The 25,095-nt window shown below is 48.7% G+C and carries 15 protein-coding genes and 1 other annotated feature; of the genes, 13 read left to right on the top strand and 2 right to left on the bottom strand.

The window, feature by feature from the left end; translation table 11 throughout:
• The first annotated feature begins 19 nt into the window (after positions 1-19).
• A complete protein-coding gene (locus tag EI981_RS22845; protein WP_127002186.1) occupies positions 20-3,061 on the top strand; it encodes a glycoside hydrolase family 2 TIM barrel-domain containing protein in 3,042 nt (1,013 codons plus the stop codon).
• Between the two features lie 143 nt (positions 3,062-3,204).
• On the opposite strand, the gene EI981_RS22840 is transcribed toward EI981_RS22845, so the two are convergent.
• Both EI981_RS22840 and EI981_RS22835 read right to left on the bottom strand, forming a co-directional pair.
• Positions 3,205-5,364: an alpha-amylase family glycosyl hydrolase gene (locus EI981_RS22840; protein ID WP_127002184.1), complete on the bottom strand. Its 2,160-nt coding sequence runs from the start codon at positions 5,362-5,364 to the stop codon at positions 3,205-3,207.
• 336 nt (positions 5,365-5,700) lie between these two features.
• A complete protein-coding gene (locus EI981_RS22835) occupies positions 5,701-7,497 on the bottom strand; it encodes an alpha-glycosidase (protein ID WP_127002182.1) in 1,797 nt (598 codons plus the stop codon).
• A 537-nt stretch (positions 7,498-8,034) separates the two neighbouring features.
• On the opposite strand from EI981_RS22835, the gene EI981_RS22830 reads away from it, so the two are divergent.
• The 12 genes from EI981_RS22830 to EI981_RS22775 all read left to right on the top strand — a co-directional run bounded on the left by EI981_RS22830 (position 8,035) and on the right by EI981_RS22775 (position 25,034).
• Positions 8,035-9,354: a sugar ABC transporter substrate-binding protein gene (locus EI981_RS22830; RefSeq protein WP_335926245.1), complete on the top strand. Its 1,320-nt coding sequence runs from the start codon at positions 8,035-8,037 to the stop codon at positions 9,352-9,354.
• Positions 9,355-9,437: 83 nt separating this feature from the next.
• The gene (locus EI981_RS22825) at positions 9,438-10,748 is read left to right on the top strand and encodes a carbohydrate ABC transporter permease (RefSeq protein WP_127002180.1); all 1,311 of its coding nucleotides are present in this window, start codon (positions 9,438-9,440) and stop codon (positions 10,746-10,748) included.
• On the top strand, positions 10,745-11,578 hold the full coding sequence (locus EI981_RS22820) for a sugar ABC transporter permease (protein WP_120463134.1): 834 nt from the start codon (positions 10,745-10,747) through the stop codon (positions 11,576-11,578). The genes EI981_RS22825 and EI981_RS22820 overlap by 4 nt, the downstream gene beginning before the upstream one ends.
• A 93-nt stretch (positions 11,579-11,671) precedes the next feature.
• Positions 11,672-11,932, top strand: a binding site (T-box leader).
• 179 nt (positions 11,933-12,111) lie between these two features.
• Entirely contained in the window at positions 12,112-13,197 is a 1,086-nt protein-coding gene (gene asd / locus EI981_RS22815; protein ID WP_127002178.1) for an aspartate-semialdehyde dehydrogenase, read from the top strand.
• A 199-nt stretch (positions 13,198-13,396) separates the two neighbouring features.
• The gene (locus EI981_RS22810) at positions 13,397-14,809 is read left to right on the top strand and encodes an ABC transporter substrate-binding protein (RefSeq protein ID WP_127002176.1); all 1,413 of its coding nucleotides are present in this window, start codon (positions 13,397-13,399) and stop codon (positions 14,807-14,809) included.
• Between the two features lie 80 nt (positions 14,810-14,889).
• Positions 14,890-15,858 carry a carbohydrate ABC transporter permease gene (locus EI981_RS22805; RefSeq protein WP_127002174.1) on the top strand — a complete coding sequence of 323 codons (969 nt, stop codon included), beginning with the start codon at positions 14,890-14,892 and terminating at the stop codon, positions 15,856-15,858.
• A 1-nt stretch (position 15,859) separates the two neighbouring features.
• A complete protein-coding gene (locus EI981_RS22800) occupies positions 15,860-16,702 on the top strand; it encodes a carbohydrate ABC transporter permease (protein WP_120463130.1) in 843 nt (280 codons plus the stop codon).
• 55 nt (positions 16,703-16,757) lie between these two features.
• Positions 16,758-18,290 (top strand): glycoside hydrolase family protein, encoded by a 1,533-nt coding sequence (locus EI981_RS22795; RefSeq protein ID WP_127002172.1) that lies wholly within the window; start codon positions 16,758-16,760, stop codon positions 18,288-18,290.
• A gap of 12 nt (positions 18,291-18,302) precedes the next feature.
• The gene (locus tag EI981_RS22790; protein WP_227011550.1) at positions 18,303-19,247 is read left to right on the top strand and encodes a glycoside hydrolase family 43 protein; all 945 of its coding nucleotides are present in this window, start codon (positions 18,303-18,305) and stop codon (positions 19,245-19,247) included.
• 40 nt (positions 19,248-19,287) lie between these two features.
• Positions 19,288-20,754, top strand: coding sequence for a glycosyl hydrolase family 28 protein (locus EI981_RS22785; protein ID WP_127002170.1), 1,467 nt, complete (start codon positions 19,288-19,290; stop codon positions 20,752-20,754).
• Between the two features lie 57 nt (positions 20,755-20,811).
• Complete coding sequence (locus tag EI981_RS22780) at positions 20,812-22,143, top strand: response regulator (protein WP_162616252.1); 1,332 nt, start codon at positions 20,812-20,814, stop codon at positions 22,141-22,143.
• The gene (locus EI981_RS22775) at positions 22,140-25,034 is read left to right on the top strand and encodes a histidine kinase (RefSeq protein WP_127002166.1); all 2,895 of its coding nucleotides are present in this window, start codon (positions 22,140-22,142) and stop codon (positions 25,032-25,034) included. Before EI981_RS22780 ends, EI981_RS22775 begins: the two co-directional genes overlap by 4 nt.
• The last annotated feature ends 61 nt before the right edge of the window (positions 25,035-25,095 follow it).

Here is a 25,095-nt window from a genome sequence, read left to right as displayed (position 1 = left end):
GAGGAAAGGATGAGTGTTCATGAAGAACCTGCCTAAATTGTGGGAAAATCCAGGAAAACTGCACGAAAATCGAGAGCTGGCACGCGCTCATTATATTCCCTATGCGACGGTGGAGCACGCCAAGTCCCGGAAGCGGGGGCGTTCGCCATTTTATCAGACCCTGAATGGGAAGTGGAAATTCCAATACTTCTCAAGTGTGGTCGATGCACCCGATGGATTCTACAACGAAGAGAATGATGTGAGCGATTGGGACGATCTCATCGTTCCATCTTGTTGGCAGGTTAACGGATACGATCAGCTTCATTACACGAATGTGAGATATCCGATTCCCCTAGACCCGCCTTATGTGCCTGATGATAATCCTGCGGGATTATATGTGCGTGATTTTCAGGTACCAGTCGATTGGGCTGCCAAGGAGCAATATGTCGTATTTGAAGGGGTTAACTCCTGCTTCTATCTATGGGTAAATGGACAGTATGTCGGCTACAGTCAAGGCAGCCGCAATCCGGCAGAATTTATGCTCACCCCTTATCTCAAGGCGGGAGTCAACCGGATAGCTGTGCTGGTTCTTAAGTGGTGCGATGGTACATATTTGGAGGATCAGGATTGCTGGCGGTATTCGGGAATTTTCCGCGATGTCTATCTTTTGGCTCGCGACAAAACACATATTCGCGACGTGTTTAACCGTCAGGAATTTAATGTTGATTACGAAAAAGCCATACTACATGTCGAAGTGGATACAACGGGGCCGCTACAGGTGCAGGCTGAACTCCGGGATGCAGAAGCACAGCTCGTAGGTTCTGCTGAAGGACTCGTCGACAATTCCTCCACACTGGTCATTCAGGTGGAGCGCCCTGTCCTCTGGAATGCGGAACAGCCGTATTTATATGATTTGTATGTACGGGCTGGTGAAGAGAGCTTCGCTTTTCAGGTGGGATTCCGCCACGTGGAAGTAGCGGACGGTGTATTCAAGCTGAATGGTCAGGCCTTGAAATTGAAGGGCGTCAATCGGCATGATTCGCATCCGCTGCTGGGACAGACGGTCCCGCAGAATCATATGAAGCGTGATCTGCTGCTAATGAAGCAGCATAATATCAACACGGTGCGGACTTCCCATTACCCGAACGATCCTCGCTTCCTGGAGCTTTGCAACGAGCTGGGCTTCTATCTGGTCGATGAAGCGGATCTGGAATGCCATGGAATGAGTGTAGGGACGCCATGGACTTCTGCTCAGACGGATGCTCTTAGCGAGGACCCGGACTGGCGGGATGCTTATCTTGATCGTGCCGAGCGTTTGGTGGAGCGAGATAAGAATCATCCCTCTGTACTGATCTGGTCGCTTGGCAATGAGTCAGGCTTTGGGGATAATCATATCGCTATGGCTGAATGGATCAAACTGCGGGACCCATCCCGTCTGGTTCATTATGAAGGGGCACCTGGTTCCCAGTCTGAGCCGGAGCGTACCCGCAGCCTCGACGTTGATAGCTGGATGTATGGCTCTGTAGAGAGCTGCGCCGAATATGGACGCGACGAACAGAATAAGAAGCCGCTCTTTCTATGTGAATACAGTCATGCCATGGGCAATGGTCCGGGCGATCTGCGTGATTATTGGGAAGTATTCGAGGCCTACCCTAAGTTGATGGGGGGGTGTGTGTGGGAATGGGTGGACCATGGGATTCTGACTCATACAGAGGAGGGAACCCCTTATTATGCATATGGCGGAGACTTTGGAGATCAGCCGAATGACGGCAATTTCTGCATAGACGGACTGGTATCCCCAGATCGTGTACCTCACGCCGGATTGTTGGAGCTGAAGCAAGTGCTTGCACCGGTTCGGGTGGAGGCGATAGATCTTGCTGCCGGCCGGGTGCGAATCGGCAACCGTTATGATTTTATGGATCTTTCTCATATCGCAACCTATTGGAGACTCCTGGAGGATGATGTACTTATTGATCAAGGCAAATTACAGGGACTAAATGCGGCGCCGCATGAATGGGAGACCGTAATTCTGCCATACACACTCCCTCCTAACCCTGGACGCCTGGTGTTCCAGCTCTCCTTCCGGCTTGATCGGGAGATGGAGTGGGCGGGGCCTGGTTATGAATTGACATTCGCCGAATTGGAATTTCCTATAGAACAGGCGGGAGCTGCAAGGGAAGCCAGTGCAAGTCGGGCATTGCCAGCTAAAGGAAGGCTTAGCGCCTTAGAGGCTGATGGCAAGCTGCTGCTAAATGGCTTTGATTTCCGATATGAGTTTGATCTGAATCGAGGGGCCCTCACTAAGCTGGAACGGGATGGGCTCGAACGGTTGGCAGCCCCCGCGATGCTAAGCATCTGGCGTGCGCCTACAGACAATGATCGCAATATCCGGCAGGTCTGGGAGCAGCTTGGCTATGACAAGGCGGTGATGAAGGTTTATCGGTCTGAGTGGGAGGTAGACTCGAACGGTGGCATTTGCATAGGTATCGAGTACTCGCTCGGGGCTTATATTCATGCGCCGTTTCTACGGGGACGGATGGAGTGGAAGGTGGCCTCATCCGGGGAATTGGCCTTGAAGACGACAGCGGAAGTGGGAGAAAAGCTGCCTTGGCTGCCGCGCTTCGGACTTGAGCTTGTATTAGCGCCTGGAAATGAGGAAGTGGAATACTCCGGGTTCGGGCCACACGAGAGTTATATCGACAAGCGCCTGAGCGTACGACAAGGTGTCTATTTGACCAGCGTAGATCAAATGTTTGTACCTTACATTGTGCCGCAGGAGTTTGGTTCGCGATATGATACGAACTGGGCTATTGTCTCGAATGAGCAGGGAATGGGATTGCGTATTGATGCACCACAGCCGTTCTCATTCCAGGCTGCCCACTATAAGGCGCAGGATCTTACCGAGGCCACTCACCGTCATAAGCTGAAGAGACGGCTAGAGACCTATGTCCACCTGGATTATCGAATGAGCGGGGTCGGCTCAAATTCTTGCGGACCAGAACTGGCCGAAAGGTACCGGATTGAAGAGAAGCAGATTACCTTTGAACTAATCCTGAAACCAATAAACAAAGAAGATGAATAATCATGATATTTTGCTGTTTATCAGTTTAGGGGAATGCCGATAGTTAGAGAACTATGATATTTTACTAATAAATCATTTGATTTCAATTAAGGTCCAGCCAAGGGGATGCCCCCGGCTGGACCTTTGAGCTCTTGAGTTAGGGTTTACGGCTGCCAGTCGACTACAACAGTGCCGACACCGCTGGCTGGTGTTATATAACTGTGATTGGCTCCGCCTTCCCAGGTGACAGCATTACCGTTCTTTTTGATGAATTTGAATTGCAGCTCCGTTCCGACAGGCACACTGACATCATAGTACCAGGACGGGTAGGCGGCTATGATCTGATTGAATAACGGGCCGATCGCCTTGTTCGGGTCCCAGTTGCCGAGCTCGGCAGTATTGCCTGTCAGATAGACATTCTCGCCGTATACGGTGCTGGCATGGTTCACGATGAAGCGGACCGACACCTGATTCCCCGTCAGCAAGTTGAAGCTTTTATAGCTGTTGCTCTCTACGGAGGAGGCGCTACGAACCTTCACGTTATGCGTGCCGGGTGTAGCCGCCGGAACGATCACTTGAATCTGGGAATCCTCCCACTGAATGATCTGGCTTCCAGAGACCGCCGTTGTACCGAAGTAGACGGTTCCTTTGGTATCGCCAAAGCCCCGCCCATCGATCGTCAGTTTCGTGCCGGCTGTCCCCAGATCGGGTCCGATATTGCCGATGATCGGAGCCGTCTCGTCAGCGGTAAATTGCCATACGGCAGCGGCTCCGGCCGGCAGGTTGAAGGCCGTTACGGAGCCCGTAGTGCCGACCGTTATGCCGTTGCCATCGAGCAATCCTCCCAGCATATCCGCGTAGGTGCCGGCAGGGAGTGATGTCTGTAGGCCGGTAATCGATGCGGCGGCAGTCTCACTGCGGTTAATGGCAACCAGCGTGGTGCTGCTGCCGAATTTCCGCTCGTAAACATAAACATCGTTATTGATCCAGCGCTCCTGGGTATTGCCGTAAGCAATAGCCGGATTGGACTTGCGAAGCGGCGCCAGCTTGCCGATGACTTTATAGGCTGTGGTAGCCGTCGAGAAGCTGCTCATGAAGGCGCGGTTTGCCGGATCACCGTTGCCCGCCATGTATTGCTCCGTACCGTAATAAATAGCCGGAACACCGCGCGAGGTAAGCGTAAAGGCCAGTGCCTGCTCCAGGCGGCGGTTATTGTTACCGAGCTTGAAGCGGTCCATATCATGATTGTCAATGAATGTGACCTGGTCTTGAATATGCGTGTAATCGGCTGCGGTTCCTGCAAGTATGCTGTTCAAGCCGTACATATTGTCAGTGTTGTCGCGGAATACCTGGCGTACCTTTTGCCCGAATCGAAAATCCAGCAGACTCATGCCCGATTCATTGGCGAAGCTGACGTTGCTCGGATCATTCTCGCCGACTCCGAGGAACCATTCGCCGAAGGTAAACACCGGCTTATATCCCGAAATGTAAGCTACCCAGTTCTTCTGCCAGCCTTCCGGCATATGCTTTACCGCATCTACGCGGATGCCGTCGATGCCCATATCCAGCCAAAGCTTGATGGCCTCCTTGAAGTAGACGTCTGTTTTGTTGTTGTGGTGATTGATGTCAGCCAAATCATACAGATTACGATAAATGCCATCTTCTAGCGATGAAAAATCCGTTCCCTGATTATGATGGAAAATTCCGTTCGTATCCCCAGTGTAACCGGCGATCAGGCTGCCATTATCGTACAGCCGCCCGTTTTCGGCGAAGGAGGGCTGCGTCTCGGAAGCCGGTGAAGTGTGATTCGGCGCAAAATCGATAATAATTTTAATATTATGGGCATGAGCGGTGTCGATCAGTTCCTGAAAATCGCTCATGCTGCCAAACGCCGGATTTGTCCGTTTGAAATCGCGAGCCCAATAGCCATGGTAAGCCGTGTTGTTTACGCCGGAGTAGTCGATGATGCTGTATATATTTTCTACAGGCTGGGAGATCCACAGCGCGCTGATGCCCATTCCCGCAAAATAGCCGTCGGTGATTTTATCGATGATTCCCTGCCAGTCTCCGCCGCAGTATAGCTTAAGATTCGTGCAGCCCGGAGAAAATGCCGCACCGGACGGATTGTTGGAAGGATCTCCGTCCGCGAAGCGGTCGGTAACGATCTGATACATGACATCGGTGGAGAACCCTTGCTTGTTCAGAACCGATGTATCGGGAGCGGCGTTTGCCGTAGGAACAGCAAAAGACGGAGCGAGCCATGCTGTAAAGAGACAGGTGGAAGCAAGCAGTGTGATAATTGATTTTTTAATCATCCGTTTCATTGATCAAACCGCCTTTCAAGCTTTTTATACTGTTTCTGCAGGTACACACTACCATGGACACCAAGCCAAGCACTGAATGTAGTCGGCCTCCTCCTTTCTCGCCGCCAATGCAAATAACCCCGCAATCTTCGTTTGAAGATTACGGGGTTGTTCCTGATTTCGGAATATGATCAGGAAAGCAGCGCCCTCAAATTGTAGATCGGCACCCTTGCCCAGCTTTGCAGAATAAAAACAAGAATGCGCCTTCATTTTAAATGGCCATTCTATTTTTGTCAAATACTAACAGTAAAAAGTTTTGGACTACAGTGCTGGGTAACACCGGGTCTGGAACGAGTTCTAACGAGCGGATAGAAGGATTGCGTCGCTGCCAGTATCAGCAGAAATATGCAGGATGGCGTATCCAAAGTCAGGGAGTACCACTTGCATCGTCCCCTCGTCTCTCTGGACATCGGCATCGCTGCAGGCATCCAGCCACATTCTGTTCATCCCGCTGCTCTGCAGGGTGACGGAGCATTCGGTCTCGTTATTGTTCAGGAGCAGCAGAAAGCGGTCCTGTTCGTCGCGTCGTTCGTAAGCGAGCAACTGAGGGTGCCCGGTGACTGTCAGAAAGCGTAGGCCGCTACCGCGTAATGCAGGGTGAGCTTTGCGCATGGCGATAAGGCGGCGGAAGAAGCCCAGCAGCTCTCGATCCTGCTTACCGGGGTCCCACTCCATGCATTTACGGTTGTAGGGATCATGCTCTCCGTCGAGGCCGATCTCATCCCCGTAGTAGATGCAGGGAGCTCCTAGAAAGGTCAGTTGGAACAGTACTGCCAGTTTCATTAGCCGCTTATTGCCGCCGCATAGCGTCAATAGCCTGACGGTATCGTGGCTGCCTAGTAGGTTAAACGCCGCCTCGGTAACTTGCTGAGGGAAGCTGGCCAACTGGGTGTTTATACGTTGGGCAAACTGATTGGCGTCGGCACATCTTCTGGCGAAGAAATCAAGCACGATGTTGGTGAACGGGTAATTCATCACAGCATCAAACTGATCACCCTGAAGCCACGGCATCGCATCATGCATAATTTCTCCGAGAAGGTAGGCGTCCGGGTTCGCCCTCTTGATCTCGCGACGGAACTCACGCCAGAACTGGCGGTCCACCTCGTTGGCCACGTCGAGACGCCAGCCGTCCAGCCCTAACTCGCCGATCCAATACCGCCCGACCTCCAGTAGATAGGCCTTGACCTTCTCATTGCCTGTGTTCAGCTTCGGCATGATCGGTTCGAAGCCGAAGGTGGCATAGTTCGGAATGCCGTCCTCCTCCTTGAGCGGCCAATCCCTGATATGGAACCAGTCGGCATAGCGGGATGCGGGTCCGTTCTGCTGAACATCAACAAAGGGCGGAAACGTGTGCCCGCAATGGTTGAAGACGCCGTCCAACAGTACCCGAATCCCCCGGTTATGACAGGCGTTAACCAGTTCCTTCAGCTTCTCATTCGTGCCGAATTGTGGATCGACAAGCATATAATCTTTCGTGTCGTACTTGTGATTAGTGGTCGCGGAGAACAACGGATTGAAATAGATCGCGTTGATTCCCAACTCAACAAGATAATCCAGATTATCAAGCACGCCTTGCAAATCGCCGCCAAAAAAATTGGTTGGGCTTGGCACATCGCCCCATTCTAGCACCCCTTCCGGGTCGATGGATGGGTCGCCCTTGGCGAATCGCTCGGGGAAGATCTGGTAGAAGACCGCTTCCTTGACCCATTCTGGCGGGGAGTGAACATCCTCAGGGCTCAGATAAGGGAAATCGAACAGCCCCTCATAAAGAATCGTTGGAGGCGTATCAAAGAATCCCTTCTCCAGAAAATAGACGGTCTCTCCCGCTTCCCCATAGAGGGCAAAATAATAGACGACCCGCCGAAACCGTGGTGATATAACGGCTTGCCAGTAATCGAATAGGCCGTCTGAAGCGAACTGTTCCATGGCAATGGATTCGTTATATTTATCCCAGTTGTATTTGTCACCACACTCGAGCTGCGCCTGGGCCACATTGCCGCGCTTCGTGCGCAGACGGATGTGCACTGTCGATTCGTTATAGGCATAGGACCAATTCAGTCCGCTGCGATGATATATCGCTTCCAGTTCAATCATTAATGATGGCCTCCTTCAGGCAAGAGAACGCAAAAAAGGTCCAACCTCTGAATAAACCGAGGTTGAACCCGAAAGTTTCATTGCCTTTAAATTTCCCCCATCTTAACACATGGTTTCCATGTTGGCAACAGCTTTAACAAGTTGGCTTGGCGGACAGGTATTTATTTATAATAATTATTTTTTAGTGAGTAATTAAGAGAAAAAGGGAGATATTGGACTATAACGGAGGAAAAGTTGATGTTTTTAATAAATTTCTACGATATTACGCTAAATTACCTCGATTCCCACATTTGCAAACGTTTTCTCGTTAAGCTTATGATGAAAGTGTCTTAATAGTTCTAGTGGAGAATACAACCGCTTGAGACAATTTAAAGGCGCTGCTACCCAAGGGTACAACCTCGACAATCATTCGATTTGTAGAGAGTTGTACTCTTTTTTTTATAGCCACAAGGAGTTAGTGGGTAGAGGTATTTTTTACAAACTTGGTATAACGTTTGCACAAAGAAAAAGAAACTAAATCAAGAAAGGGTGGACAATGTGAGGTTGAAACAAAAAGCGAAGTTGCGACAATGGGTTATGGGTCTGGTTAGTGTAGTGTTGGTTCTTAGTCTATCGGCATGCGGGGGCAGCAACGGAGGCAATTCAAGCCCGAACAGTTCACAACCATCTAACACATCGGATACGCCTCCGGCTTCTACCGAGAACGAAGAAGAGTATCTACCGGAACCTGGAGCCAAGTTGACGGTATGGGAATCTCAAGAGCAAGTGGAGTATATGGAGAAAATCGCGGCCGAATTCGAAAAGCAGTATGGAGTGCCGGTCAAGCTGGAAGTCGTTGCCGGCGGGGATCAGGGCACCCGTCTAGCAACTGACGGACCATCGAAGCTTGCTGCAGACGTCCTTACAATGCCTCATGATCAGATCGCCCAAGCGGTTAAAGCAGGGCTTCTGCTGCCTAACGATTTGTTCGAGGATGAGACACGCGCTGTCATGGAGGATTCCGCAATCAAAGCAGTATCTTATGATGGAGTTCTGTACGGCTATCCAAAATCGGTTGAGACGTACGCCATGTACTATAACAAAGACATCTTCCCTGAAGCTCCGAAAACTTGGGACGAAATTATAAGCTTCGCGGAGACTTACACGGATACCAAGCAAAATAAATACGCCATTATGTGGGAGTTCGTTGGGTATTATACCTATCCATTCGTTAGCACGCTCGGAGGCTACTTCTTCGGTAATGATAACACCGATCTGACCGATATCGGTTTGAATAACGAAGGAGCAGTTCAAGGTTTCGAGCTGCTGAAGAGTCTTAAAAAAATTCTCCCTATGAACGCGGGAGACGTGTCCTATGACGTGAAGACGCAGTTGTTCCAGGAAGGCAAGTTGGCTTTGAATATCGACGGTCCATGGTCGATAGCGGCATTCAAAGACAAAGTCAACTTCGGAGTGGCTCCCTTGCCAGCGATGTCGAACGGCGAAGTATCTCACTCATTCTCTGGCGTAAAAGCTTACTTTGTTAACTCTTACACCGAATATCCGATTGCTTCTCGCCTTTTCTCCAACTTTGCGGCTAATAAGGAGAACCAGCTGTTGAACTATCAGATGACGGGAGCCATTCCAGCGAACAAGGAAGCAGGAGAGGACCCGACAATTAAGAATGATCCGATAATCAGTGGGTTCTTTGAGCAGTTCTCTCACTCCACGCCGATGCCGACTATCGGGGAGATTAATGCGGTATGGGATCCGCTTCAAGCGGCGTTTAGAACAATCTGGGACGATCCAAAGGCGGACGTCAAGACCACACTGGATACGATGGTCGATACAATTAAGACGAGTATTTCATCCAAATAGTTCGATCTTTCAGAGACACCACCCGGTCGCCACGGCGGTCGGGTGAAGTCAGTCAAATCGCAAGAAAAGAGGTTGTTTAACGCATGCAAAGAAAGACAATAAGTACCACCCTGTCGGTTCTTTTTATGGGTCTCGGACAGTTGTACAATCGGCAATGGATGAAAGGGATTTTGTTCTTGGCGACAGGCCTGGCTGCGATATACTTATCTTCGGTGATTGGACTTTCTTCTTACCTGAAGGGGCTTATTACATTGGGAGAACAACCTAGTGGATTGGTGAAGGTAGGTAAAATTACGAAGATGGTCGAAGGCGACCACTCGATATTTCTTATGATCAAAGGGCTAATGGCGGCCTTATCTTTATTGCTCGTCGGTGTGATATACGCCCTGAATATCAGGGATGCCTACAAAGTGGGGAAGGAAAGAGATGCGGGGATTGCCCCGAATAACTTTCGACAGTCGCTTCAGCTTATAAATCAGAAAAACTTTGCTTATCTCGTACTTGCGCTACCTACCGTCACGGTTCTGTTCTTGACGATTCTTCCATTAATCTTCTCTATTTTGCTGGCCTTTACAAATTATGCAGATCCGATTCTCCCACCTGCCAATCTGATTGACTGGGTTGGCTTCAGCAATTTTGTCAAGCTGGTCAGCCTGAAGGTGTGGAGTAACACGTTTTTCGGCGTCCTGCTTTGGACGGTTATCTGGGCCATTCTGGCTACGGCAACGACTTATATTGGCGGTATCCTAATCGCAGTACTGATTCAACAGCCCCGCATTCGCTTCAAGATGTTCTGGCGTACGGTTATGATCATTCCGTTCGCGATTCCAAGCATGATCTCTCTGCTCGTGATGCGGAATATGTTTAACAACAAGTTTGGCCCGGTTAACGAAATCATGCGCTGGATCGGCTTTGATGGAATACCATGGCTTACAGATCCGATCTGGGCAAGGGTCACACTCGTTCTTGTTAATATGTGGATCGGTATCCCAGTAACGATGATATTGGCTATCGGGGTGCTGACGACGATTCCGAGGGATTTGTACGAAGCGGCTGATGTTGATGGAGCGAACTCGTTCCAGAAATTCCGCTCCATTACGATGCCGATGGTGTTGTTCTCGACGGCGCCTATTCTAATTATGCAATTTGCTGGAAATATAAATAATTTCAATGTCGTCTATCTCATGACGGACGGTAACCCGGTCAATTCGAATTACCAATACGCCGGGCATACGGATTTGTTGGTGACCTGGCTTTACAAGCTGGCCTTGAATCAATCGCAATACAGCTTCGCGTCGGTGATTGGTATCATTATCTTCCTAATCATCGCTACCTTATCAATTATTAGCTACCGCCGCACCAGATCTTATAAAGAGGAGGATATGATAGCATGAACAGCCGGTCCGCTCGGGTCAAGCTTGGGATCAGCTATATGCTGCTTATCATTTTATCCTGCGTAAGCTTGTTTCCCGCATTATGGATAATCATGTCTTCCTTAAAGGAAGGCAACAGTCTTTACAGCGATACTTTATTTCCACGCAGCTTTACTTTGGAACATTATCGGGATTTATTCGAGAAGACCAAATACCCTCTGTGGTTCTTGAATACACTGAAGGTCGCGGTACTATCAACCCTTTTCGGTACGTTTCTGCTGCTGCTTACTTCGTATGCAATCTCAAGATTCCGCTTCGCGGGCCGTAAATTCGCCCTGAACACTTTACTTGTACTTCAGATGTTTCCGGGATTCATGGCTATGATCGCTATTTACGTTCTGCTGAATACGATGGGACTGCTCAATTCTCATTGGGCGCTGATTCTCGTCTATAGCTCGGGTGCGATTATATCGAATGTATTCGTAGCCAAAGGTTTTTTTGATACGATCCCAAAAAGCCTGGAGGATGCGGCACGAATCGATGGGGCCAGCCACCTGAAAGTGTTCTTTTCCATCATTATCCCGCTCGCTAAGCCGATGCTGACCTATGCGAGTCTTATGATCTTTAACGGCGCCTTCCTCGATTTTATCTTCGCCGATCTGGTGTTGAGGACGGAAGATCAGCGGACGTTGGCCGTCGGTTTATACAGAATGGTGAGCCAGCGGAATTCGACCGAATTTACGATGTTCGCTGCTGGAGCCGTGCTCGTCGCGGTACCTATAACGATGCTATTCCTACTCCTTCAGCGCAATCTGGTCGAAGGTCTAACTGCAGGGGCTTCCAAAGGTTAGAGGTATTTGAGAACATCGGGGAGCCGGAGATTGAATAAAAGAATAGAAAATGGTTTACCTCCGGCCGATTTTTTTATATTATAAACAGTAATACCAAATGCGATGAAGAGAAGAGTAGGTAAACTGGTTCTTTTCCAGAGAGCTCCGCTACGCTGAAAAGGAGCAAAGAATCGCTTATCCGAAAAAAGACTCTGAGCAGCACTCCGAAACCTGAGATCATCAGGAGATGGTGTGCCAGGAGCTCCTGTTACAGAGCTAAAGTATATGCGCTTCTGCTGTACTTGAAGAGGCTGATATGGCGACATATCGGTAAATTTAGGGTGGTACCGCGAGAATCCAAATCTCGTCCCTGAGACTGCAGTCTTAGGGGTGAGATTTTTTTGTATAATAAAGCTGTGGTACCTGTTACAGAGGATTCGCATAAGCATCTACTAATAGTACGTGTTTAAAAGTGATGGGATTTACCGTTCGGAACACGCCGGCGGATGTAATAAACAAAATATTAAGCTAATGAGGAAAGGAATGGAGATAACATGGCAGAAAGGCTTAAAGTGGGGATTATCGGAGGAACGGGCATGGTCGGGCAGCGTTTTGTGCAGCTGTTGGACGGTCATCCATGGTTTGAGGTGGTAAGTATTGCAGCTAGCGGCAGATCAGCGGGTAAAACTTACGAAGAGTCGGTCCAGAATCGATGGAAGATGGCTGGCCCCATTCCGGAACAAGTGAAAAATATTATCATACAGGATGCTGCAAAGGTAGAAGAAGTTGCGGCTGACGTGGATTTTGTATTTTGTGCTGTAGATATGAAAAAAGATGAGATTCTTGCCTTGGAAGAAGCTTATGCCAAGACAGGTACGCCTGTCATCTCCAACAACTCAGCTCATCGCTGGACGCCAGACGTTCCGATGGTGATTCCTGAAATTAACCCAGAGCATATCGAGGTCATCGCTGCCCAAAGAAAGCGCCTTGGTACTAAGACCGGATTTATCGCCGTGAAGCCAAACTGTTCGATCCAAAGCTATGTCCCTGCGCTGAATGCCTTGCTTGATTTCAAGCCAACCCAAGTGGTTGCCTCCACTTATCAAGCCATCTCTGGAGCAGGTAAGAACTTCACAGATTGGCCGGATATGCTGGATAATGTAATTCCGTATATCGGTGGGGAAGAAGAGAAGAGCGAGCAGGAGCCGCTGCGAATTTGGGGTCATGTTGCAGGCGGAGAAATCGTTAAGGCCAGCTCGCCGTTGATTACAACTCAATGCATTCGCGTTCCTGTAACAGATGGTCACTTGGCTACAGTGTTTGTCTCGTTTGAGAATAAACCTTCGAAAGAAGAGATCATTAAGCGCTGGAGCCAATTTGCTGGACGTCCGCAGGAGCTTGGTCTACCAAGTGCGCCGAAGCAGTTCATTACGTACTTTGAAGAAGAGAACAGACCGCAGACGAAGCTGGATCGTGACATCGAGCGTGGTATGGGCGTATCCGTCGGCCGTTTGCGCGAGGATTCGTTATACGATTTTAAATTTGTAGGCTTGTCGCACAATACCTTGCGCGGCGCCGCTGGCGGTGCTGTCCTAATCGCTGAGTTGCTGAAAGCGGAAGGATATATCCAGCCTAAATAAGGCCAGGAATCGCTATATATTATTACTAAGTCCGTTTCTACTCTAATTTAGTTAGAGAGAAGCGGGCTTTTTTAATGGGAGTGGCAAATCCCAAATAAATATGAACGAATCAAAAAAGATACTACGTTGTTGGAGGTATAGATCGATTTTATAATTTGAGGTGTACAACACAACAGAAGTGATTGCGAGGGGGATTTCAATGAAAAGATCTTGGTGGACTGCATGCTTGTCTGTACTTGTAATATCAAGTCTGCTGTTGATGAGCGCATGCGGCGGAGGTAATGGGACTAATTCACCGGGCAATAACGGGGGCAGTGACGCTGCAGACGGAGAGTCGAAGGATACGGCGAAGAGCGGGGAACAGGTGGTCATCCGTCATACGATGTACGACACGGAATTTACTAGTGAGCTCGTAGCTGAATTTGAGAAAACGCATCCAAATATTAAGGTCGAGATTGTCTCGGCGGACTATAACAAGCTGATGGCTATGATGGCCGCGGGCAACGGCCCGGATATTATTCGTACCAATTCCGTTACAGAGCTTCCAGGCTTTGTACTTAAAGGAATGGCGATGGATCTGACTGAAAATTTCCAAGCCAGTAAAGTGTTTAACATAGAAGATTTCCTTCCGGTAGTGAATCAATTTAAGTATGATATTGCCTCCGGCAAGCATGGCGAGGGAGCGATCTACGGTTTCCCTAAAGACTGGTCGCCGGATTATACGATCTATTACAACAAGAAGTTGTTTGAAGAGGCCGGAGTGCCGTTCCCTAGCAGTACAGAAGCGATGACCTGGCAGGAGTTGGTTGAGCTTGCTAATAAGCTGACTGTAAAAAATGGCAAGAAAACAACACAGTACGGTCTTGCTTATTACAACAGTACGATCGCAGCAAATCAGGATTTGCTGAACCTGCAATTGCTCCAGCGGGGCAGCAGTATGTTCAGCGCCGATTTCAGCCAAGCTGAGCTGGATAAACCGGGAACGAAGGATTTGCTGAACTTTTGGTTAGATACAGCAAAATCGGGAATCGGGCCTAGCCCATTGCAGCAGGAGACAGACTGGGGCGGCCAATTGTTCGTAGATAACAAGGCAGCGATTATTATTGCAGGCTATTGGTTCTCTGGTTTCCTGAAGACTAATGAATTAACAAAGGACCGTCTGGATGACTTTGGCGTAGCACCAGCTCCGGTAGTGGAAGGTGGCAAGCGAATCTCGCCGACAGGCGCAGGCACAGGCGCGATTATTTATAAAAATACGAAGCATCCAAAGGAAGCTTGGGAAGTGTTTGAATGGTTCTTCGGAGCAGAGCCTGCCGTTGAACGTGCTAAAGCAGGTTATGGCTTGCCAGGTACGAAGACATTGACGGAAATGCTGCCTCAGGAGTCGGCGTTTGACAAGATGAACTATGACTTTATTCAGAATGAACTTCAGTATACAGATGGAAGTCTGCCTTATAACCCTTATTTGAACTATCAAGCCGTGAACTCCATTATCGATAAATACTTTACACCAGTATATTTCGATAAGGACACAGTCGACGGAGCTGTTCAGAAAATGACAGAGGAGCTGAACACGCTCATTACGGAAGGCAAGCAGCTGGTTAGCCCATAAGGGAATCACAGAAGGGTTGGCGGAAGCACTGCTTTCGGCAGCCCTTCTTAAATTTAACTCGGTAGCAAGGAGGGCTTTTGGTGAACAGACAGGTTGTGCATGAGACAGACGCTGCCTTCCACAGCAAACGAAGCAGGTTTCGCGGAAGAAGCTTTAAAGAGGCGATAGAGTTTTATTTGTTCATATCTCCATGGTTCATCGTATTTATTGTGCTCGGATTAATTCCGCTCTTATATGGCCTGTATTTGAGCTTTACCAATTATGCAGGTTTCAATATGGACCGTCTGGTGTTTGTCGGTCTGGACAATTACCGCAAGGTTTTTACGGATAATGATGCGATGTATTCGCTGGGCAGGACTTTATTTTTTACGGTGATTATGGTGCCATCTACGATTATATTAGGCTTTCTGTTAGCTGTTCTGCTGAATCAGAATATTAAGCGCATCGGTTTTTACCGTACTCTATTCTTTATTCCGTCGATTATTCCCGTAGTCGCTGTAGGGACGATGTGGCGTTCCTTGTTCGTCGATGATGGCATTGTGAATAAGATGCTGGAAGCTCTGGGGTTGGAGGCGGTGGATTGGCTTGGATACGATTACGCGATCTATCCGCTGATTATTATGCTCCTGTGGGGTGTTGGCGGAGGGATACTTATCTATCTGGCAGGATTAAAGGGGGTGTCCAAGGATCTATATGAGGCGGCAGCGATTGACGGAGCAACGACAATACAGCGTTTTGTGAAAATAACGATTCCTTTAGTGACGCCAGTGCTGTTCTTCCAATTTATTATGAGCATTATCAGCTCGCTGCAGATCTTCGTGCAGCCAATTCTGCTTGCGGCCAATTCGAACAGCTTGCTCTCGACGCCGCTTCGGCCGAACTATGTTTATTCGGTGCATGCTTTTCAGCAAATCTTCGCTTACGGCCGGTTTGGCTACGGTCTGGCGCTGTTATGGGTGCTGTTCGTAATGATTCTTATTCTAACCATTGTTGTATTCACGACAAGCAGGTTCTGGGTATTTTATGAAGTAGATCAGGAGGGCAAATAACATGGTAAACGCGGGGATGAAGAGACTGCCTTTCCGAATAACGGTATATGCTTTGCTCATTGCATTGTCCGTATTGTTCGTGATGCCTTTATATTGGCTGGTTACGAATTCATTGCAGCAGGTAGGAGCCGCGTCAACATTCCTGCCGACGGGCCTGCATTTTATTAACTATAAATATGCCCTCACATTTATCGATTATTGGGGATATGCGAAGAACTCAATCATTATTACGGCCTTCTCGGTCATTATTCCTACAGTAACCAGCGCGTTCGTCGGCTATGGCTTCGCCAGATTAAGAGGACCCGGCAAAAATGTACTGTTCCTACTCATGCTATCTACGATGATGCTGCCGGGGATCGTTACTCAAATTCCGACCTACGTCATCTTTTTCAAGCTAGGTCTTGTTAATACATTTTGGCCTTGGTTCTTCTGGGGCCTGGGCGGTAGTGCATTCAGCATTTTCTTATACCGCCAGTTCTTCGCGGGTTTTCCGCGTGATCTGGAGGAGGCGGCCAGAATTGACGGGTGCACGACATTCCGTATTTTCTGGAATATATTCCTGCCGATCTCTTTACCTGTAGTTGCGACCGTATCGATCCTGGCTTTCAACGGCGCATGGGGGAATGACTATATTACACCGTTTATGTTCCTGCAGGACAATAAATATCCGCTGGCCACCGCATTGTTCTCGATCGGTTATGTCTTCCCGGGACAGAAGGATATTACAATGACGCAGGTACAGAGCGCTGGATTGGTCATGTTCGTGCTGCCTATTATTGTTGTTTTCTTTATCGGCCAGCGTTATTTGGTAGAAGGAGTAGTAGCCTCTGCTGTAAAAGGCTAAATGCCTATAAGGGCTGACTGGTAAAAAGAAATTGAAGGCTGAGAGGTGACATGTCATGGGAAATAAGAAGCCAGCGGTATTCTGTCCACAAGCTCACGGTAGCAGTGTGGTGACTGTACTTCTGTTGATCGGTCTATTAACAGCTATGATCTCGGGCTGTTCTTCAGCAGGCGTTAAGGGACAGCAGGCGCTCCTGCCTCCTGAACTGAAGGAGGACCAGCCGATTATCAACTATAAAGCACCTGAGGACCTACCCGCTAATTATCGCTCCTATGATTTCAAAGTTATTGCCGGAGAGCAGGAGATAGATTTGTATAACGCGGGTCTTAATAGCTGGAATGAGCCGATTTCTTACGGTTACTTTGACATGCCGGGCCGCAGTAAAATGGCGATTACACCGGATTTTCCATTCGAGAGCTTTGAGATTATTCCAAGATCATTAGGAATTGAGGGAGAACGTGAAGGGAATACCATTCGCTTTGAATTAAATAGACAGGTTCCAGTTACGCTTGTCCTCAACGGCGATTATCAGGGGAAGGTGCTGCACTTGTTCGCGCAGAAGCCGGAAGAGGATATCCCTGATAAGAATGATCCGAATGTCATATTTTTTGAACCGGGCTTTTATGATCTGGGAGATTACGGTGAACCGCCGCTGATGCTGCAATCGGGTCAGACGCTCTATATTAGCGGTGGAGCTGTGGTGCGTGGCAGAGTACGGGCGGATCAGGCCAGCAACATTACGATCCGCGGCAGAGGCATACTGCTTAATGATTACCATTCCAATGATGAATATGATGATATAGCTCTGACTTTAGGCTTTGTAACGGATTCTGTCGTTCGGGATATTATTGTCAACCGGGATGCCAGCAGTTGGACAGCGGCGATGCACGGCAGCAGCAATATAGAGGTGACTAACTATAAGGCGGTAAGTCCGCGGTTTGCAAGCAGTGACGGATTTAACATTAACAGCAGCCATGACATTGTGTTCGACGGGTCCTTTGTTCATTCCGCTGATGATGCGGTAGCTATTAAGGGATTGTCCCATGAGGAGCCGAAGGATGCACTGCCTGTCTACAATATTACGTACAAAAATGCCCAACTTTGGGCGGATGCGAATAATGCGATTGGTATTGGTGCAGAGACCGTAGCGCCTTATTTCAGGACTATCACCTTCAGTAATATCGATATTTTGCACAATTATGATGATCGGGATCACCCTGATGTATTGCCGGACCGGTCGGCCATCAACATATTTGCGCTGCATGGGACGGAGATCAGTGAAATAACATTTGAGAATATCCGGGTTGAAAAGGCGAAGCGCTTAATCAATATCCAGATGAGAGATACGTTCTATTTCGGTGCGCTGCAGGGTAACTGGGCTTGGCCTGGACAGATCAGCGGCATCACATATCGGAATATCGAATCCTATTCTGACGGTTCTAATGAAATTAAACTTGAGGGCTGGAGCAAGGATCGGCTGATCTCAAATGTCCGGTTTGAGAATATAAGAGTAAACGGCGAGAAGCTGAAGAAAGACGATCCTTTATTTACCGTGAACGATTATGCTAAGAATATCGAAGTGAAGTAGGGGGCGGGTAGGTTGAATCGAGATATGATGAAGCAGGATGCTATGCAGCCGGGAGGCTTGCCGTATCAGGAAGCGCAAGAGAAGCTACTGCAGCTTGGCGATATACACATCCGTGATCCGTTCGTATATGTCGATAAAGACGCTGGTTTTTGTTACATGTACGGAACGATGGGTGTGACTTCATGGGGCGGCGCTGCTATTGGCTTTGACGGTTACCGCAGCCGCGACTTGCACCATTGGGAAGGCCCGTTCCCAGTATTTCGGAAGCCTGAGGGCTTCTGGGCGGACCATCATTTCTGGGCGCCAGAGGTGCATTATTATGAGGGCGGATATTATATGTTCGCCAGCTTTAAAGCTGAGGGCAAATGCCGGGGGACTCAGATTCTAAAAGCGGATGCTCCGCTAGGGCCATTTGTGCCTATGGGGGAAGGGCCGGTTACGCCGGCGAATTGGGAATGCCTTGACGGTACACTGTACACGGATGAGTATGGTGATCCGTGGATGATCTTCTGCCATGAATGGACGCAGGTGGGAAATGGCGAGATGTGTGCGATGCGACTTGCGGCGGATTTGTCTGAGCCAGCAAGTGATCCGCTCGTCTTGTTCCGGGCTGCCGATGCACATTGGCCAGTGGAGGAAGAAGGGTCTGGGAACTTTGTAACCGACGGTCCCTTCCTTTATCAAGCACCTGACGGCAAGCTGCTGATGATCTGGTCCAGCCACGGTAAGGACGGCTACGCAATCGGAATAGCCCGATCTGAGAGCGGCAGCATTACAGGGCCATGGGTTCAAGAGCGTGAGCAGCTGTTCGAGAAGAACGGCGGTCATGGCATGCTGTTCCGAACCTTTGAGGGACAATTGCTTGTCTCCTTGCATCTGCCGAATACACATCCTTATGAACGTCCGGCCTTCTTTAATACAGCCTATCAGGCGGGGCGCTTAATGCTGATGTCATAAAAAGCAGCGAGAGTTGCAGAATTACAGAGGAGAGATCAAGATGGAAGCAGAAATTATCATAACTAGTAATGGAACAATTATTAAAATAGATCGTGCACCTGTTGGAATAGGTTATGCCGTGGATGAGGATAGATTGCGAAAGCAGGGCGAAGACGCTTTTGCACCTGATCCGGAAGGACTTGTGCTGTCCCGTGATTGGGAGTTGTATGTGGAAGGCCAGGCAGTGCCTGTATATGCTGCGCCAATTACGAATGGAGGGCCGCTCTCTTTTGCCTCCTTAAGCTTCGTCGGTGATCCAGGAAGCTTCAATCTGATTGCCAAGAGAAGAGGGAGTACCGATTCGGCTGTGATCCGCCCGCTCTCTTTAGGGATCGAGGCGAAGTTGGTTGGGCAAGAGATTCATATTCCGGTAGACAGACCCGCGAAAATCATTGTGGAGGCCAATGGGAATACGGAGCGTCCTCTAGTTATTACTTTGCACGCCAAGGAAGAAGGGGCAGCCGATCCGACAGATAGCAAGGTGAAATATTATGGTCCGGGTTTGCATAAGGTAAGCTCGTTTGAACTGCAGTCCGGCGAATCTTTATATATTGCCGGTGGAGCGGTGCTGCAGCTGTATGTACCGGAGGATGAAGCACCTGTTGTTGCCAGCGACTGGGCGAATAAGCCGAATTACGTTGATTTTATTACTGCTGACCAAGCTGAGAGTATACGAATTCATGGCAGAGGCATTATTGACATGTCGATGCTGGACTGGCATGCGCGCAAGGCGATGCTGCTGACAGGCTGCCGAGATGTATTGATAGAAGGTCTGACGATTGTAGGTACCTCACACTGGACAGTACATCTGTCCAATTGTGTCGATTCCTCCATTGCCGATCTGACATTGATCGGTTATCGTGAGAACAGTGATGGAATCGATATTGTGAACTGCGAGCGGATTCGAGTGACCGATTGCTTCATTCGTACTGGCGATGATGCTGTTGCTGTAAAGGCGATGGATGCGCCGCCAGCGATAGGAGGTCGTGATATTTATGTATCCGATTGCACAGTATGGAACGATAAAGTACGCTGCTTCGGAATTGCCGGAGAGACGAGAACAGATATTTCAGACGTCATATTCGAAAACTGCAATGTGGTTCACAGCACGGCAGTATGGACGGAGGAGGTCGGTTCGCTTTGTATTGTCGTTGGTGACCGGGGAACGATTTCGAATATCCGCTTTGAGAATATAACCATTGAGGAAGAACGGCAGCATGCGATGATTTGTCTTATTTTCAAGGACCGCTGGTCGGTCGATCAGGAGCCGGGCCAGATTCTTAATATTACGTTTCGTAATATTAAGATTCCAGAGGGGACAGCTTCGTTATTTCACGGTTCTGATGCTTCGCATATCGTTGATGGCGTCCATATTGAAGGATTGGATATCGGCGGGAAGCAGGCAGAAATGCTGGAGAATCTGCCTTTCAAAGTGAATGAATTTGTAAAAAATCTGACGGTTTCCTGATTGTAGATCCTATATACCAGCATCCAGAGCATGGCAGACAAGAAAGGAAGGGCAGCTATGAGTGACAACCGATATAAATTGATGATCGTTGACGATGAATATGAAATTAGACAAGGCCTACGCAGCTTTGACTATTCCTCTTATCATATTGACGTTGTTGCAGATTGTGAGAATGGCTTGTTTGCCTTGCAGACGATGATGAATGAGCAGATCGACCTGCTGGTGACAGATATTCGTATGCCTCTTATGGATGGCCTGGAGCTGGCTGAGAAGGTTGCCTCCCGATATCCCCATATGAAGATTATCGTATTGTCCGGTTATGATGATTTCGAATATGCGAGAACCTGTATGAAACATGGTTCACTTGATTATTTGCTGAAGCCACTCGATTTCGAGGATTACGGAAAAATATTGGCCAGGGCGGTGCGGATGGTCGAGCAGGAGCGGGTGCATGAGCTGCAGCGTGCAGCCTGGGAACGCAAAGCAAAGCTATCGGTACAGCATTTACGAAAGCGCTTTTTACGCGATCTTCTGTATAGCGAGATGAAAGAGGATGCGATTGAACTGGAGAGCAGCGCTGCGGAAATTATGCTGGAGGAATACACAGAGTATGTTGTGTGCCTGCTGCGTTTTACAGAATATCCGAGACGGCCGAGAGGGGTTGGAGATAAGGATTGGGCCCTTATTTTATTTACGTTGGATAATTTGATGCAGGATCTATGGGGTAAGGGCTACCACTATGTCGATGCCGACGGGCAATGTGCGCTGATCTGGACGGATCGGGCGGCGATTGACGGCTATAAGGAAGATCCGCAGTCGCTGGCTGTTGAGCTTGAGCAGGTAATACAACGTCTGAAGCGATTTCGAGGCCTGTTTAAATCTAAGCTGATCTATTCCATTGGGACAGTTGTACAGCAGCCAAACCAAATTTGCAGATCCTATCAGGAGGCAGCTGCGCTTTTTCGGCAGGACGATACATCCAGTAAGAATTTGCCGGGCATAGAGGCGGCAGACCCGGAAGAGGCTGCGTGTAATGCGGAGCAGATTAACAACGGACACCGCTTAATTCAAGAAGCTAAGCAATTTATTGAGCACAATTATGACCGGACGATTACGCTTGATGATGTAGCCGAATATGTACACCTGAACGCTAGCTATTTAAGCTTCCTGTTCAAGGAACTGACGGGTCAGAAGTATATCGATTATATTACCTCCTTCCGGATTGAGAAGGCCAAGAGTCTGCTCCGGCATACCAATCATAAGGTGCATGAGGTGGGTGAAATGGTCGGCTATGAGAATCCAAGATACTTTACATTAGTATTCAAAAAATATAATCAGCTCTCTCCGCTTGAATACCGCAATGCGGCTTATGGGAGAGAACTGTCGTGAGGTTCCGCTATCACCGCAATATGCTTATCAGTGTAGCGCTGCTGCTGACACTATTATCCGAGATCACTATATTCGGAATCGGCTATTGGAATATTAATGATACAGGCTCCGAGATTAGAAGGGCATCCGAGCAGAATATTGCACGGCATATCGAGAGCCAAATGATCTCGAAGCTGAATGAAATGAACTCGCTGGCTCTGCAGCTGGAGCAGAATGACTTTATTCTGTATGCACGTTCATTCTATAGCCTGCGCCCTCCTGAGGAAGAGCTGATCGCACGGCAGGAGCTGTCGTCGCGTCTGGAACAGCTTCATCTGCCGCCGGAGATGGTGGAACGTATCTATTTCATAGGCGATAACATCAACCAGAAAAACTTCGGTAAGTCAATGAAATCAGGCGAATCGATTGATGACAGTCAAATTCCGTGGATCGAGGATCTGCAGGATGCCGGGCTGTTAGATTTGTTGACTCGTTATTACGGTATGCCGGCTTATATTCCAGAAGGAATGCTCTCCAGCGTGCTGGAGGAGAAGAGGGGATTGCTGCCGCCGGAGACATGGGAACGGTTAAATCAATTCACTTCCAGTATCGAAGGACATTTAATTATTAATAACGGAGTCAATGCGCTTAATGTGCTCTCAGTCATAGTATTCGACGAACGTATCCTTACGGCCGAGCTGCCTTCATCCCGAATCTGGAGCGGATACGCGGGGATTCTGGATGAGAATCAGCAGATTTTGTGGACGAATGTGCCTGAACGGGAAGCTATGGAGAAGGCGGTCAAGCTGGCCGCTTCCGGCGAGACGGAATGGGAGCAGTCTCTGGACGGCCGTTACTATGTCAGGACTGTTCCCGTTCCCCCTTATAGCATACGTGTCATTATCTTTGAGCAGATGCAATATGATTCAATCGGGAAGTGGGGCACTACTTATACTTTTATTATCTTCCTCGCCTGCAGTATGCTGCTTAGCTTGGTGATCGCCTACCGACTGGCCAATGCAGTGATGTATCCCTATCAGGCCTTGGCGCGAGCAGTCTGGAAGAAGGAGAATGATCTTGATTTTCGGAGCATACCAGAGCAGCGCTTCTCGCGCGGCTGGTTATCAAGGTTTACGATCCGCAAGAAGATGCTCATTATGTTGCTGTCCTCGGTCTTGATTCCCGTGTTGCTTGCTATCGTCATGTACGCTTTTTTAATGTACAGATATGTATTTGATAAAGCGGTGGATCTATCCGTAGAGTCCTCGGATCATTTAGTTACTGAGCTGCAGAGCCGAGTGGAACGGTATGAGAATTTAACAAATCGTTTGTCCACGGACAGTAGGCTGACGAACCTGACCTCACCTTATTTATATAGAGGAAATATGGATGATTTCACGGTATCAAGCTATCCGGGACTCAATGATATTTCTTATTTTGTAATCTATGATGTGAGCGGAGTAGCCAAATATTCCTCAGTCTTTAATAATAATCGCACCTTGTTCAAGCTGCATTCCTATGAGAAGAATGTGCTGGAGCAGCTTGAAGCGGAAGAGATGGTCTGGTTGACTGGACTCAAGGATGTATACGGCCACCCGGCTCTAATGCTTGTGAAGAAGCTGGAGGTTTCGTCCGGTGTGGCGGACAGGCCGACTACGGCTTTCCTGCAGGTGGTATTGAAGGAGGATGCCTTCTCGTATGCGACGACAGACCGTAAGCAGAGCTTCGTTATCCTCGATCATGAGGGTAAATTAATCTACTCGCATCTTACACCCAAATCATTCCAGGAAGCTGCGGTCAGTCAATGGAGCGTTCCAAATAAGGAAGAACTGGACGTGCAGATTCAACAGGTGGAAGGCAGCAACCAAGTGGTTATTCAACGCGGTCTTGAGAAGCCAGGCTGGTATTCGTATATCTTCATGACCATCGATGACGTTTATCTGAAGATCCATTCGATGTTCTACCGGTTCGGCCTTCTACTTGTGCTCATCATAATGATCATACTCCTTGTAATGAGACAGATCGCTTATTTGCTCGTTAGACCGATCGAGCGGTTGAAGCAGGCTATCGAGAATGAGGAACCGCTATTGGTGGGAAGAACGGATACCGATGAAGCGCAGCCTCGTGATGAAATCGGCCGGCTCGTTGCCAGTTTCAATCAAATGCTTCGACAAATTCACGAGCTAATGCAGGAAAATGTGGATAAAGAAATTCGCGAGAAGAAGCTTGTTACGTCCAGGATGAAGGCTGAGCTAGGCATGCTGCAGCAGCAAATCAATCCGCATTTTCTGTATAACACGTTGGAAGCGATTAATATGCGGGCACGTCAGTATGGAGCAACGGAAGTAAGCACGATGGTTAAATCGCTGGCCAAAATATTCCGGTTCACGATCAATACAGGCAGCGAGGTTGTAGCCCTATCCGATGAGCTTGAGCATGCGCGTAATTATTTGACGATTCAGGAGCTGCGCTTCCAGAACAAATTCATTGTCCGCTGGGAGCTGGATGATCAGGCGATGAAGCTGCCCGTTCTGAAATTCATTCTTCAGCCGATCATTGAAAATGCACTGCAGCATGGAATCGAGGATTTATATGGCAAAGGCGAACTGCTTATTCGCACCAAGTTGTCCGGTCTTGTCTTGATGCTAACCGTACAAGATAATGGCATCGGCATGAGCGAAGAGGAGCTGGAGCGGGTCAGACAATCGCTGATGTTGGAGCCGGAGGCAGCGGCTGAGCAGCGGTCTCGGGTTCGGAATTCAACGGGCCGTTCCAGCGGTGTGGGACTAATAAATGTCTATCAGCGTCTGCGATTGTATTATGGGGAGCCGTTGAAGCTCTCGATAGAGAGCGAGGAATTTCAAGGCACCACGGTGACAATTATCCTCCCGATACAAGAAGACAAGCCATAGGGAAGCTGAGGGTGAACTGAAGAAAATAGGAAGGGAGTGACTCATCAGTGTTGCCGGTTCC

The sequence above is a fragment of the Paenibacillus lutimineralis genome (genome assembly GCF_003991425.1).
Lineage (GTDB): Bacteria > Bacillota > Bacilli > Paenibacillales > Paenibacillaceae > Fontibacillus > Fontibacillus lutimineralis.
This window is presented reverse-complemented; position numbering and strand designations above follow the sequence as displayed.